We start from the raw sequence: 13920 nt of genomic DNA on the forward strand, positions 1-13920 counted from the left end.
TTAGTAGAATCTAGGAGATTTATCATAACCTTTTTTAAGTCCCCAAAGGTCTAGGTTAAACAGCACAAATATTTCGTGAGAACCGGTGTTAAAAGCGCCTAAATTAGATAAGGTGTAATCGTAAGCATATCCTATACGCAATGCGGGTACTACCGCAATATTGAACATGGCACTTACAGAGTCCTCTAATCTATACGATATACCGCCTTCAAAACGATTATTGAATAAGGCGTTAAAAGAAACATCTGCTGTAATAGGAGCTCCTGAAACCATTTTTGTAAGTATTGAAGGTTTTAGTTTTAAATTAGAATTGATATCAAAAACATAACCGGCCATACCAAAAAGATGAATAGCTTCAGCACCAATTCTTGTAATACCATCTCTGTTTTCTAGATGTTTAGAAGTCAATAAATTTGGGATGGAGACACCTGCATAAAACTTATCTCTGTTATAAAAAGCACCAATACCCACATTAGGAAAGGTATTATTCATGTTTTCATTAAAAGCAGGGTCATCTTGTACTTCTGGTAGTCTAAACCCGTTGAAATTGGTTTCAAAAGTGGTAGTACCTCCTTTTAACCCTAAACTTAGATTACTTTTTTCGTCTAACTTTAGAATGTAGGCGAAGTCTACATAAATATTATTTTCTTTTAAAGAGCCATCACCTATATCATCTGAAATAATTGATGCGCCCATTTCTATTTTTTCCGATAACGGGGTATGCACGAAAAAGGTTAAGGTTTTAGGTGCACCTACCGCATTTTCCCATTGGGTTCTGTATAGCGTTCCAAAATTAAGCATGCCTAATTGGTTGGTGGTATACGCAGGGTTTACCACATTCATGTTATACATGTATTGCGTATACTGTGGGTCTTGCTGACCTTGTAATTTTATAAGGAACAAAAGCATTACTATGCAGATACTCCAACGTGTGTTTTTTAGTTTCATTTGTGTGGGTTATCTATTTAGGTAAAGTCGACCTTGAATAGATTCTGAGTTACCTTTGTTATAATTAATAATGTAAAAATAGACTCCGTTTGGCGCTGTGGCCGAACCATGTTTACCGTTCCATGCAGGTTTTCCTCTATCACCTTTAAATAGTGTTGTTCCGTATCTATTTATAATTTCTAAAGTGTAATTAGGAAATATGGTTTCTATATTCGGAATAAAAAAGGTGTCGTTTCTACCATCTGCATTTGGTGAAAATCCGTCTGGAATAAAGAAATCATAATTTTCAGGGTCACAATTGCTTAAATCTATGGTAACAGGAACACGAGTAGCCGAAGAGCACCCGGTTGTTGGATCGTAATTTTCAGCATAGTAAATGCTATCTGTTACTAATGGAATATCATCTGATAAAGGAGTACCGCCAGTTTCAGTACTAAACCAAAATACATCATTATCAAATTCGTCTACTAAAGTCCTTAGTGTAAGTACAGTAGGATTATCCAATCCACATACAGCCAAGACATCGGCTGACAATTGTGTTGGTGTAACAGAATTAACAATAGGTATAATTGTTAACCGTTCTGAGCTATTGCATCCATTAGTATTTGTTGCAGCGAAATAGGGTTGGTTGTTAATTATCGTGGTTGTTGAGGCTAATTCATTCCCCCCTGTGAGAGCATCAAACCAGGTAACGGAATTACCAATACCAGCATCAATCTCTATATTTGCCAATATTGGGTTCGTTTCAGCGCAAAACTGTGGATTTAAATTGGAACTCGTAGGAGCTTCGGGATTACCAAAACTAACCGTTACTTGAACACGGTCGGTACCTTCACAATTATTTAAAGTATCCGTATTAGAAATATAATAGTCTTCACCATCTATCAAAGCTGTTGAAATAGGTAAAATGTCAGTGTCAGTGTCCGTATCATAAAATAAGATATCACCTTCAGCAGTAACTTCAATGTCCATTAAGGTAGGTCCACCTGTATATTCACTCATGCAAAAATTTTGATTTGCTGCAGCCACTGGCGCTGCGGGAACGCCGCCTATAGAAAAATTCTCATTCTCTTCAAACTCAAAATCTATTCGGCAGGGTGTGGCATCATTTTGAATACTTCGTACACTTGCCGTGTAATTACCTACAGGCAAAGCGTCAACATCTATTTGATACGCTGCCGTACCACCCGTAAAATTTATGGTGTTTGTAGTTAAAACCGAATTAGAAATTATTTCGGTAACATCATACGTAATAGTATAAGTGCCGTTGGGTAATATAGGCGCATCAACAAGAACATCTATTTGTGTAGCATCGCAATTATTATCAACTATTAAATTTAGTTGAATAGTATTTGGTACGGGAGTTACTGTAAAAATATCTGCTATGGGGCAGTTTGTAGCATAAGTATTTGAAATGGAAGGACGTACCTCATATTCCCCTTCAACAATAAAATTACTACCAGATATTGTAAATGCGGCGTCACCATTGGTAAATTCTAAATCAAAAGAAGTTGAAGTTGAGGTACTCCCATCGGGATTTGTTATTTCATAATTGGTAGTGAAATTTCCGTTTGCCAAATTACCGGTTGCGTCAAGGATTTCTGTAATTTGTATCTCGGCATTATTTTCTATGCAAATATCCTGTACATCTGCTTTGGAACTTGCTACCAAAAAAGTGGTTGGCGGTACAATTACTCTTGGGCAAACATCGCGCATTGGGGAAACACTTTCAATACCTATAATTTCAAGGGTAACAGTTCGGTTTAACGGGACTAAGTTTTGATTTACCATAAAGCTTCCACTTCCATTAGTTAATAAAGCAGGCGCAATGTCGGTACTATTATTTATTGTGTATTCAATTAAAAAACTACCATTATGCAGCATGGTATCGTCATATGCTAAATTTACTTCATAATCATAACCTAGGCAGATATCGTCAGCAGTAATAGTGCCAACTAAAACAGGTAAAATATCAATATTAACTGTCGCCTCTCTTTTTTCGCAAACAGGATGACTTGGATAAACTGTATACGTGAAAGAATACGTGCCATAGCCGAAATTAGTATTCAATTCTTCTATGTTTATAAACGAATCGTTTAAATCACTTAATTGACCCGTACCGTTTTCAGACCATGTTCCGTTTGGATCTTCGCCAGTTAATTGCCCATAAAGGTCAAAATTGGTATATGCAGATAAATCATCGTTTGCGCAAAAGGTAACACTGTTTGCAATACCAGGTTCAGCCGGTGGATGAACTTCTAAAACAACAGTAGCGGTTCTAGCAGCGCAACTATTTACTGCGGGTACGGTATACGTAAAAATATAAATTCCTGTGCCTGCAGCTTGTGCATTAAAGGTATAACCTTCCAGTTGGTTGGTCACGGTGCTAGGGTCTTCTTCCCATAAACCATTAAAATCTTGAACTTTACCGTCAACATTACTTCCTAGAAATCCGTGTAAGTTTACACTGTTATCATCTCCGCATGCATTTGCACTACCGTCTATATTATCTTCGCCTGGATAACCGCCAAGGTTAATAGTCACCGTTGCTGTTTGGTTACATGACGTATTGGTATACGTAAAAGAATGTGTTCCGTAATTATTTATTCGCCATAAATCTAAGATTCCAGTGCTTTGATTTAATGCATAGAAATTTTCGGGGTTTGTTGTTGCCCATGTTCCACCAGCTATGGGTGATCCACCAAGCTGAGAAAAGAGATTGTATGAACGATTGGTGTCATCCGAATCTTTATTGCAAATTTCTATAGTGGAATCAGAACCGGCACATTGCCCTTGTACAAAGTTTGAAAAACTAAGTAGTAAGAATGCAATTATGACAAACCTTAATTTTAATTTGTTCATTGAACGGGGGTTGGTTTTTGAATATAATTATTCGGTTTTAAAGGTATTTTGGATTTCACTTCTCAGAAAAATATTGTTGTAAGACATTAAATTTGTAGGGTGAATACTACTAAAATTGATATTGAGTGTTAATAAAAAGTGTATTTCATCGATTAAAAAACAGAAATTGATGGACTAATGATGTCTATTGTATACTGGTATTAGGTCTTTAATATTTGTACAATACGTATCTTTGAAAACTAAAATTTAGGAATGCGAATACATTTTATTGCAATAGGTGGGAGTGCAATGCACAACTTGGCTTTGGCCCTTGAACATAAGGGATATATTATTACAGGTAGCGACGATGTTATTTTTGAACCTTCTAAATCTAGGTTGGCTGCAAAAGGTTTATTACCTGAAGAATTTGGATGGTTCCCAGAAAAAATTACTTCGGATTTAGATGCCATAGTTTTAGGAATGCATGCCAAAGCAGACAATCCTGAATTGTTAAAAGCACAAGAATTAGGTATTACCATTTATTCGTACCCAGAATTTTTATACGAGCAGTCTAAGAATAAAACAAGAGTAGTCATTGGCGGAAGCCATGGGAAAACTACTATTACTTCTATGATTTTACATGTACTTAATTTTCATGATATTGAAGTTGATTATATGGTAGGGGCGCAATTAGATGGCTTTGAACGTATGGTACATTTAACAGAGGATAATGATTTTATTGTGCTTGAAGGAGATGAGTATTTGTCTTCTCCAATAGATCGTAGGCCTAAGTTTCATTTATATAAACCCAATATTGCCCTATTAAGTGGTATTGCATGGGACCATATAAATGTATTTCCAACATTTGAGAATTATGTGGAGCAATTTAAAATTTTTGTAGACAGTATCGTAAAAGGAGGGTCAATTACTTATAATGTTGAAGATAAAGCGGTAAAAGAAGTTGTCGAAGCATCTGAAAATGCAATTCGTAAGCTTCCTTATTCTACACCAGAATATGCTGTAGAAAACGGTGAAACACTTTTAGAAACTTCAGAAGGGCCTATGCCTATAGAAGTATTTGGGAAACATAATTTAAGCAACTTGGCCGGTGCAAAATGGATTTGCCAAAACATGGGGGTCGACGAAGATGATTTCTACGAGGCAATTGCCTCTTTTAAAGGCGCATCTAAACGATTAGAAAAAATAGCTGAAGGAGCTACAAGTATTGCGTATAAGGACTTTGCACATTCGCCTAGTAAAGTAGCGGCAACTACTAAAGCAGTAAAGGAGCAATACCCAGAAAGAAAATTGATTGCTTGTTTAGAACTACATACGTATAGCAGTTTTAATCCAGAATTTTTAAAGGAATATAAAGGTGCCCTAGATGCTGCAGATGAAGCAGTAATTTTTTTCTTGCCAGAATCGGTTGCAATTAAGAAATTGGAAGCCGTAACTCCACAACAAATATCTGAAGCTTTTTATAGAGATGACTTAAATATCTTTACCGATGCAAAATCTTTCCATGAGTATTTAGAAAATCAAGACTACAAGAATACAACCTTGTTATTAATGAGCTCTGGAAATTATGGAGGTTTCGATTTAAAGAAATTTCAAGAGTTGATGAGTTAAGGTGGTAGAACGAAGTATTAAGTACAAAGTACAAAGGTGGAATAGAGGAAAGAGTATTAAGTAAAAGGTACTAAGTCTTTTTGAACATGAATTTGAACTTATTTTTTTTCAACAGACAACAAGCCAACAGCCAATATTTTATACACCAAACTGAGTTAAATGATGGTCAAGATGTTTATACTGCATTTGTCCCCACTGTTCTTTCGTAAATGTACCAAATGCGGGATGCGGGTACCAATCTTCTCTATCACGAACGGCATAAAAATCGTTCACTAAGGTTTTAAGAACATCGTGTTCAATTTTAAAATCTTTGTCTTCCCTTGTTTTTAGTTGAGGTGCTGTGGGTAAATTTTTTCGCCAAGCTTTATCGTTATATAACGACTTCTTAAAAAAAGTTTTTACAAACCAATTTCCTTTAGAGGTATTAGGTTTGTTAGTAATTGCAAGTTTAAGTGGATATTGGCAATGCCATACCATTTGGCCAACAGTCATTTTTCCCCAACCTCTTTCTGAGTTTTCGCTTAGTTGTTCTATTCTTCCCTTAATTTCTTGATACGCTTCGTCGGTTAGTAATGATTTCATGTTTCGTTTTTAATTGATGTATAAATTTACCATAAAATAATTAGTTCTGTATCTTTAGCCAATGCAGCATAAACCCACATCGTTTTCTATAAAGAACTGGTCAGATGATGATAAGCCTAGAGAAAAACTGGTTCAGAAAGGGCGATCCGTATTATCCGATGCAGAATTGATAGCTATTTTAATTGGTTCTGGAAGTAGATCGGAAAGTGCTGTAGAACTATCTAAACGTATTTTAGCATCCGTAGATAATAATTTAAATGATTTAGGAAGACTTTCTATTAAACAACTAATGACTTTTAAAGGAATTGGTGAAGCAAAGGCGGTTAGTATTGCAGCTGCTTTGGAAGTGGGTCGCAGAAGAAGAGGGGAAGATGCTGTAAAAGTTGATAAAATAGGTAGTAGTAAAGATGTCTACAATCTTTTACAACCAATTCTTGGCGATTTGGAACATGAAGAATTTTGGATTCTCTTTTTAAATAATTCCAATAAAGTATTACATAAAGCACAACTAAGTAAAGGGGGTATAACAGGGACTTTGGTAGATGTTCGTTTGGTAATGAAACAAACATTGGAATTAGGTGCGGTTGCAATAATTTTGGCGCATAACCACCCATCAGGTACTTTAAGACCAAGTACGGCCGACAAACAAATTACTCAAAAAATAAAAAATGCCTGTGAAACTTTAGATGTTAAGGTCTTAGATCATTTGATCATTACTCAGAAAAGTTATTATAGCTTTGCCGATGAAAAAATTCTATAAATGTTATTAATTTATACGCATAAAATTACACCAAGGCTAACCTATATAATGAGGCATGTCTTTGTAAATATTTTGGGTGTTGAGGTTGATTTTACGACCAAAGTTGAGGATTTTATAAAACATTCCGGACCAAAAATAACATATACAAAACAACCTTTACAGAACGAATTTTTTATTCGTAGTAATGAATTATTGTTTGAGCAAAGCATTAATGATATTGAGGTAAGTATTGCCGATTGGGAGGGAATTCCCTGTTTTTTTTCTACAGGCGAACGGAGTAATCTTCCCTTTGATATTTTTGCGGCTAGTTTTTTTTTAATTGCCAGATACGAAGAATATTTGCCCCATGTAAAAGATATTCACGGTCGTTTTTCGCCTAAAGACAGTATTGCCTATCAAAACGGATTTCTACAAAAACCTGTCGTAGATATTTGGGCTTATAAATTTTTAAATGTTCTAAAAGAACGATTCCCTGATTTGGTATTTAAAGCCAAATCATTTGACTTTATTTCAGTTTTAGATGTAGCTACTTCTCATTGCTATGCCAATAGAGGTGTAGTACGTGGTGTTGCCGGTTTATTGATGGATTTAGGGACATTTAAGTTAAAGCGGGTAGTAGACCGCATTTTAGTAGGTTTAAATAGGCAAAAGGATCCTTACGACAATTATGAAGAATTAATTTCATTGCACAGGAAGAATAACATAAAATGTAATTTCTTTTTTCAGTTTGCCGACTACTCTAAATACGATAAAAATGTTTCTACAAATAGTATAAAGTTTAAATCGCTCATAAAATATGTGGCCGATTATGCTCCAGTATCATTAGCAGCTTCGTATAGTTCATTTTCAGATTTAGACTTGTTGAAAAAAGAAAAAAGAAACTTAGAAGGGATTATTAATAGACCCGTAACTAGTTCTAAAATGCGCTATAATAGAGTAGATGTTCCAGAAACATATAGAAATTTAATGGCGGCAGAATTTACTGATGATTATACTATGGGGTATACTTATGAATTGGGGTTTAGAGCAGGTACATGTACTTCTTTTCAGTTTTATGATATTCCTTTGGAAGTTAAACAACCCATTAAAGTTCACCCTTTTGCAGTTCATGATTATGCTTTATCGAAAATTAAGAAAGATGAAGTTGTACTACAGCAAATAAAAATGCTGGCAAATGAGGTGAAACACGTTAATGGGACTATGATAGTAATGTTTTCAAATGAACTGTTAGGGAATAAAGAAACACGCAATTGGCTGTCTCTATATACCGATATAATTAATGAACATCATGTTTAAAAATAAGATTACGGATATTTTTTTTGATTTGGATCACACCCTATGGGATTTTGAGAAAAATTCGGCATTTACATTTCAAAAAATATTTAAAGAACAGGAAATTAATTTAGAGATAGAAGATTTTTTACGAGTTTATGTTCCTGCTAATTTGAAATTTTGGAAATTATATAGAGAAGAAAAAATTTCGAAAACGGAATTGCGATATCAACGATTGAAATCTGTTTTTGATACTATTGGTTACGATGCCACAGATACTATTATAAATACCTTGGCAGAGGAGTATATTAATAATTTATCCTCTTACAACACTCTTTTTCCAAATACTATAGAGGTTTTAGATTACCTACAGCCTAAATATAAGCTTCATATCATTACCAATGGATTTCAAGAAATTCAAGAGAAGAAATTAAGAAATTCTGGTATTCATAAATATTTTAATCAGATTATAGATTCTGAATTGGCAGGTGTAAAAAAACCAAACCCAATAATATTTAATCTGGCCTTAAATAAAGCCGGGGCATTACCCCACAGTTCTTTAATGATCGGTGATAGTTTGGAAGCTGATATTCTAGGGGCAAAATCGGTTGGTTTTCATACAATTCACTTTAACGCACATAGAGAAGAACATCATACCATAGCCCCAATTATTTACGATTTACAAGAAATAAAATCACTTTTATAGAGTTTATATTACTATAAGGTCAGCCCTGTATTAATATTTAGTAGTAAAAATGAAATGTATTCGTGCTTGTATAGCAATACTTTTTGGAGTTCTATTGGTTACCGCATGTTCTGAGGAACAAGATTTTGACCAACTAGATGATTTAGAAATTACACCTAGTTATGAAACAGGCATTTTCTATGTAAAGGCACAAGAGAGTTTAATTAATAGAGTTTCTGGTCTAAGTTTTTTTTCTCAGGATTTTAATTTTGATGCTTTCGAAGAACCCTTTTTTGCTAACAGAGTACAATCGGGTGTGCTAAGTTATGAATTGGAAAATACGACGAGCAAACCCATAGAAATTAGACTAGAGTTTTTGGATGAAAACGAAAATGTTATAGATACAGAAGTATTTAGAATGGACGCTGAACCTACTTCTACATTAATAAGAAATGTGGCATATGGCGCAACAGGCAAAAGCCTTGATATTATAAGAAATACTTCAAAAATTAGGTTGTTTGCTGCTAATTTAGGAGATAATAGTAGTACTTCTAGTCTTCCTGATCCTGCAATTGTACTACGTTCAAGTGCTAAATTTACATTAGAGTTATAATGAAGTTAACCCATTATCTTTTTATGGGCAGTTTATTGCTTACTATTGGAGCTTTTTCCCAAAATAAGCAACTACTTTACGATTTTAACGAAATTCCACAATCCCTTACTATAAACCCTGGTGTAGAAACAGACTTTAAATGGTATGCTGGCGTTCCTTTACTGTCTGGTGTTCATGGTTATGCGGGCTCAAATGGTATATCGGTAAACGATATTTTTGCATCTGATGGTGTTGATATCAATATAAAGTTTAGAGAAAGAGGACTAAATAATCTCACACCAAGAGACGAATTTAGTTCTACAGTACAATTAGAGTATTTAAATGGTGGGTTTAGGTTAAATAATCCTACTATATTTTATTCTTTTGGTGGGTATATGGAACTAGACAATATTGGTTATTGGCCGCAAGATTATGCTTTTTTAGTCTTTGATGGTAATGCGGATCAACTAGATAGAAAGTTTGATTTAGGAGATCTAAAAGCTCGAGGGTCCTTAATTAATGTGATGCATTTTGGAATTAATAAAAAGGTCGATAGAAATTTGACGATTGGCGCAAGAGGAAAAATATATTCTGGTATTGTTGATTATAGTTCAACATCTAACAATGGTTACTTACGAAATACAGCGGGTGTAAATAACCGAATAGCAACCACTTTAGATGCAGATTTAAAGTTGCGAACTTCTGGTTTTCAAGCGTTGGATGAAGCAAATGATTCGGATACTGCTACAAACGAGATTGTAAAAAGAGCCTTCTTTGGCGGTGATCTTGGTCTTGGTATAGATGTTGGTTTTACATATCATTTATCTGAACGTACCATGTTAACCGGCAGCTTAATTGACCTGGGGTTTATTTACCACACAAGCGATCCTAAAACCTATAGTCTAAATGGTAAGGCAACGGTAGAAGGTATACAAATTGATGTCTTAGAAGATTTTGCGAATTTAAATAGAGATTTTTGGCAAGATTTAGTGGACGACGTGGAAACACTGGTACCCTTTGATACGGATACAAATAGTTATCTAACATTTAGACCAACTAAATTATATGCTTCAATTCGCAATGATTTTGGTGAACCCGTTGGCAATAGCGGCGGTCAACTAAATTGTGATTGCACTGCGGGATCTATGGCCGGGAGTGAGCTTCGTACAAAATATCGTAATTCGGTCGGGGCACAGGTATTTATGATTAATAGACCTAGAGGTCCTCAAATGGCCCTTACGGGTTTTTATACACGAAGAATAGGTAATTTCTTAGCTTTTAAAGGTACGTATACTGTAGATAAATTTAGTTATACCAATATTGGCCTAGGCATGAACTTACAAGCCGGACCTGTCAATTTTCACATTATGGCAGATAACTTACTTTCTTACCAAAATATAGCCGATACCAATTACGCATCTTTTCAACTAGGATTGAATATTATTTCGTGGGGACGCAATAAATAGACTATCTTCTTCTGCTAATTTTATTTTTTTGGCATGCTTTTTTCATATATTACCATGAACTTAAAATTTTTATGTTTTGAAAACAATTATTGCCATATTGGTTTTTTTTATAATGGGCTCTACTTTTGCCCAAGCAGATTTAAATGATTATAAATATATCATTGTCCCAAAAAAATTCGATGCTTTTAGAAATGTAAACGAGCACCAAACAAGTACATTAATTAAATATTTATTTGCCGGAAAAGGATTTAATGCTGTGTATGATGATAGTTTACCCGAAGATTTAAAATTGAATAGATGTTTAGGGGTAGTTGCTAGCCTTCAAGATGACAGTAGTATGTTTACTACTAAAACTATTGTTAACTTAATAGATTGTAATGCAAAAACAGTTTACAGCTCTATGCAAGGTTCTAGTAAAGAAAAAGAATATAAAGAGGCCTATAATATAGCCATTCGCGAATCTATGCGTTCTTTTAACAATATAGATTATGCTTATAATGGTACTAGTTCCAAAAGTGAGCCTATAACAGTAAGTTTTAAAAATGATGTAAAAAAACTAGATGAATCTAAAGTAGAAAAAGAATCTGAAGTAGAACAAGTTAAAGCTGATGTGCAGCCGAGTAATAATGCTGTGGTTGTTGAGGAAGCGACAGAATCTACTCAGTATTATAAAAATAATGCCCCTGTAGATTCATCAATTAAAAAAGCAGAAAAAGAAACACCGGCTTTTAAGAAATTGGAAATAAATAAGTCCATAGTAAATGATATTTGGTACGCACAAGCTACCAGTAATGGTTTTCAATTGGTTGATAGCACGCCAAAAATTAGAATGAACCTATTAAAGAGTTCTACCGATAATGTTTTTATGGCAAAGACCGATGCAAAAAACGGAATGGTTTATCAGAAAGATGGTAGTTGGATTTTTGAATACTATGAAAATGATAAATTAATACAGGAAGAATTAAATATAAAGTTTTAAAAATCGTATTTATTTTTCCATCTGTTTTTAAGAAAATCACTTAAAGCTTTTTCTCGGGCATTACTTCCAGGTTTGTAAAAAGTAGTGCCCGTTATTTCTTCGGGTAAAAATTCTGCATCAACAAAGTTATTTTGGTAATCGTGGGCATATTTATATTCCTGCCCGTAGCCTAGATCTTTCATCAATTTTGTTGGCGCATTTCTAAGAGGTAATGGTACAGGTAAATTGCCTGTTTGTTTTACGGTTTGTTGTGCTTTTCCAATAGCCATGTAACTAGCATTACTTTTTGCAGATGTTGCTAAATAAATTGCGCACTGGCTAAGTACAATTCGTGCTTCTGGATACCCAATGGTTGTAACTGCCTGGAAAGTTGTATTGGCCATGACTAGGGCCGTTGGGTTTGCCAAACCTATATCTTCAGAAGCGGATATGAGCATTCTACGAGCTATGAACTTAACATCTTCACCACCTTCAATCATACGTGCTAACCAATAAACAGCTCCATTTGGGTCACTGCCGCGAATAGATTTTATAAAGGCAGATATAATATCATAATGTTGCTCGCCGGTTTTATCATATAACACCGTATTTTTCTGAACTTTTGAAAGTACAAGCTCATTGGTAATAATTACATTGTCACTTGCTTCTGAGTTTACTATTAACTCAAAAATATTCAATAATTTTCTGCCATCACCACCAGATAGGCGCAATAATGCTTCTGTTTCTTTAAGCTGTATTTTTTTCGATTTAAGCAATGAATCTTTTTCCATTGCTCTTTTAACTAGGTTTTCTAAATCTTCTTTGCCAAAAGCATTTAAAATATAAACTTGACAACGGGATAAAAGCGCTGGGATAACTTCAAAACTCGGATTTTCAGTTGTTGCGCCAATTAGGGTTACCCATCCTTTTTCAACAGCTGCTAAAAGAGAATCTTGTTGGGATTTACTAAATCGGTGTATCTCATCAATAAATAAAATAGGGTTTTTTGCAGTGAATAGGCCTCCAGCTTGTTTTGCCTTGTCTATTACTTCTCTTATATCTTTTACACCACTATTAATGGCGCTTAAAATATAAAAGGGTCGCTTACTTTCGGTAGCAATGATATTAGCTAAAGTTGTTTTTCCAGTTCCGGGAGGTCCCCATAGAATAAGTGAAGGAATAATTCCTTTCTTAATTTGATGCGTTAACGAACCCTTTTCACCCACCAAATGGTGCTGACTAATATACTCGTCTAATGTTTTGGGGCGTACGCGTTCTGCTAAAGGTTCGTTCATAATACAAAAGTATGATAATCTTACATGTGAAGAGAAAAGTAAGGTGCCAATTGATACTTAGGTAAGGATTGGAATGACAATTTGACCAATTTGTATTCATTGGTCGCATATTTGTAAATTTAATAACAAAAGAAACGCATGTCGGAAATAGGACATTTTAAGTTTTCAAATAGGGTTTTAGCTGTTCCGCTGACTGCTATGATAATTATATGGGGTGTGTATTGGATAGAACTTGCTTTAGAAGTTAATTTTAATGAAATGGGGGTGATGCCGCGAACTTTATTAGGATTACGCGGAGTAGTATTGAGTCCGTTTATTCACGGTTCGTTAGAGCACTTATACAACAATACTATTCCATTGGCCATATTACTATCTGCACTTTGGTACTTTTATAGAGATGTTGCTTGGAAAGTAGTTCTGTTCGGTATTCTTTTATCTGGTTTAATAACTTGGCTCATTGGTAGAACATCTTACCATATTGGTGCAAGCGGACTCATTTATGTGCTAGCAAGCTTCATTTTTTTTAAGGGAATATTTAGTTCCTACTTTAGGCTTGTGGCACTTTCACTAATTGTTGTTTTTATTTACGGAAGTATGCTTTGGTATATATTTCCTGTGAAGGAAGGTATGTCTTGGGAAGGACATTTAGCAGGTTTTTTAACCGGATTATTTCTTGCAAAAATGGTAAAAGCACGTATTCCTCAAACCAAAAAATATGACTGGGAAAAAGAAGATTTTAAGGAAGAGGATGACCCATTTTTACAACATTTTGATGAAAACGGAAACTTTAAAGAAATCTCAAGTGACGAGGATGGTAATGAAGACGAAAACCTAAAATTTAACTATGTCTTTAAGAAAAGTCCCAAAAGTGATTTGGACAAATAAATGTCAA

The 13920-nt window shown here is 34.6% G+C and carries 12 protein-coding genes; 8 read left to right on the forward strand and 4 right to left on the reverse strand.

Translation table 11 applies throughout. The features are described from left to right. Both BTR34_RS11565 and BTR34_RS11570 read right to left on the reverse strand, forming a co-directional pair. The gene (locus BTR34_RS11565; protein WP_068483574.1) at positions 1 to 948 is read right to left on the reverse strand and encodes a PorP/SprF family type IX secretion system membrane protein; all 948 of its coding nucleotides are present in this window, start codon (positions 946 to 948) and stop codon (positions 1 to 3) included. Positions 949 to 957: 9 nt separating this feature from the next. Continuing rightward, positions 958 to 3810 (reverse strand): gliding motility-associated C-terminal domain-containing protein, encoded by a 2853-nt coding sequence (locus BTR34_RS11570; RefSeq protein WP_068483577.1) that lies wholly within the window; start codon positions 3808 to 3810, stop codon positions 958 to 960. A 252-nt stretch (positions 3811 to 4062) separates the two neighbouring features. On the opposite strand from BTR34_RS11570, the gene BTR34_RS11575 reads away from it, so the two are divergent. Then, positions 4063 to 5418, forward strand: a complete 1356-nt coding sequence (locus BTR34_RS11575; RefSeq protein ID WP_068483580.1) for a UDP-N-acetylmuramate--L-alanine ligase — start codon at positions 4063 to 4065, stop codon at positions 5416 to 5418. A 138-nt stretch (positions 5419 to 5556) separates the two neighbouring features. Here the strand turns inward: BTR34_RS11575 and BTR34_RS11580 are convergent, their stop codons facing one another. Next, positions 5557 to 6000, reverse strand: coding sequence for a DUF1569 domain-containing protein (locus BTR34_RS11580; protein ID WP_068483583.1), 444 nt, complete (start codon positions 5998 to 6000; stop codon positions 5557 to 5559). Between the two features lie 61 nt (positions 6001 to 6061). Between BTR34_RS11580 and radC the strand changes: the two genes are divergently transcribed. The 6 genes from radC (at position 6062) to BTR34_RS11610 (ending at position 11754) form a co-directional block, all read left to right on the forward strand. Further along, positions 6062 to 6760 (forward strand): RadC family protein, encoded by a 699-nt coding sequence (radC, locus tag BTR34_RS11585; RefSeq protein ID WP_068483586.1) that lies wholly within the window; start codon positions 6062 to 6064, stop codon positions 6758 to 6760. Beyond that, positions 6761 to 8056, forward strand: a complete 1296-nt coding sequence (locus BTR34_RS11590; protein WP_068483589.1) for a polysaccharide deacetylase family protein — start codon at positions 6761 to 6763, stop codon at positions 8054 to 8056. Beyond that, positions 8049 to 8738: a YjjG family noncanonical pyrimidine nucleotidase gene (locus BTR34_RS11595; RefSeq protein WP_068483592.1), complete on the forward strand. Its 690-nt coding sequence runs from the start codon at positions 8049 to 8051 to the stop codon at positions 8736 to 8738. The genes BTR34_RS11590 and BTR34_RS11595 overlap by 8 nt, the downstream gene beginning before the upstream one ends. A gap of 49 nt (positions 8739 to 8787) precedes the next feature. Further along, positions 8788 to 9330, forward strand: a complete 543-nt coding sequence (locus BTR34_RS11600) for a hypothetical protein (RefSeq protein WP_068483595.1) — start codon at positions 8788 to 8790, stop codon at positions 9328 to 9330. Next, on the forward strand, positions 9330 to 10775 hold the full coding sequence (locus tag BTR34_RS11605) for a DUF5723 family protein (protein ID WP_068483598.1): 1446 nt from the start codon (positions 9330 to 9332) through the stop codon (positions 10773 to 10775). Before BTR34_RS11600 ends, BTR34_RS11605 begins: the two co-directional genes overlap by 1 nt. A gap of 76 nt (positions 10776 to 10851) precedes the next feature. Next, on the forward strand, positions 10852 to 11754 hold the full coding sequence (locus BTR34_RS11610; RefSeq protein WP_157483793.1) for a hypothetical protein: 903 nt from the start codon (positions 10852 to 10854) through the stop codon (positions 11752 to 11754). Here the strand turns inward: BTR34_RS11610 and BTR34_RS11615 are convergent. Then, on the reverse strand, positions 11751 to 13028 hold the full coding sequence (locus BTR34_RS11615; protein ID WP_068483604.1) for a replication-associated recombination protein A: 1278 nt from the start codon (positions 13026 to 13028) through the stop codon (positions 11751 to 11753). The genes BTR34_RS11610 and BTR34_RS11615 overlap by 4 nt on opposite strands. Before the next feature lie 138 nt (positions 13029 to 13166). Here BTR34_RS11615 and BTR34_RS11620 point away from each other — a divergent pair, with 138 nt between their 5' ends. Beyond that, positions 13167 to 13913, forward strand: coding sequence for a rhomboid family intramembrane serine protease (locus BTR34_RS11620; RefSeq protein ID WP_068483607.1), 747 nt, complete (start codon positions 13167 to 13169; stop codon positions 13911 to 13913). The last annotated feature ends 7 nt before the right edge of the window (positions 13914 to 13920 follow it).

It is taken from the genome of Maribacter hydrothermalis (genome assembly GCF_001913155.1).
GTDB classification, from domain to species: domain Bacteria; phylum Bacteroidota; class Bacteroidia; order Flavobacteriales; family Flavobacteriaceae; genus Maribacter; species Maribacter hydrothermalis.

Excerpts from the sequence above, each read along its gene's own strand:
- BTR34_RS11590 (WP_068483589.1), top strand. The coding sequence starts at position 6,761 with ATGTTATTAATTTATACGCATAAAATTACACCAAGGCTAACCTATATA.
- BTR34_RS11575 (WP_068483580.1), top strand. The coding sequence starts at position 4,063 with ATGCGAATACATTTTATTGCAATAGGTGGGAGTGCAATGCACAACTTG.
- BTR34_RS11600 (WP_068483595.1), top strand. The coding sequence starts at position 8,788 with ATGAAATGTATTCGTGCTTGTATAGCAATACTTTTTGGAGTTCTATTG.
- BTR34_RS11620 (WP_068483607.1), top strand. The coding sequence starts at position 13,167 with ATGTCGGAAATAGGACATTTTAAGTTTTCAAATAGGGTTTTAGCTGTT.
- radC (WP_068483586.1), top strand. The coding sequence starts at position 6,062 with ATGCAGCATAAACCCACATCGTTTTCTATAAAGAACTGGTCAGATGAT.
- BTR34_RS11580 (WP_068483583.1), bottom strand. The coding sequence starts at position 6,000 with ATGAAATCATTACTAACCGACGAAGCGTATCAAGAAATTAAGGGAAGA.
- BTR34_RS11570 (WP_068483577.1), bottom strand. The coding sequence starts at position 3,810 with ATGAACAAATTAAAATTAAGGTTTGTCATAATTGCATTCTTACTACTT.
- BTR34_RS11565 (WP_068483574.1), bottom strand. The coding sequence starts at position 948 with ATGAAACTAAAAAACACACGTTGGAGTATCTGCATAGTAATGCTTTTG.
- BTR34_RS11615 (WP_068483604.1), bottom strand. The coding sequence starts at position 13,028 with ATGAACGAACCTTTAGCAGAACGCGTACGCCCCAAAACATTAGACGAG.
- BTR34_RS11595 (WP_068483592.1), top strand. The coding sequence starts at position 8,049 with ATGTTTAAAAATAAGATTACGGATATTTTTTTTGATTTGGATCACACC.
- BTR34_RS11605 (WP_068483598.1), top strand. The coding sequence starts at position 9,330 with ATGAAGTTAACCCATTATCTTTTTATGGGCAGTTTATTGCTTACTATT.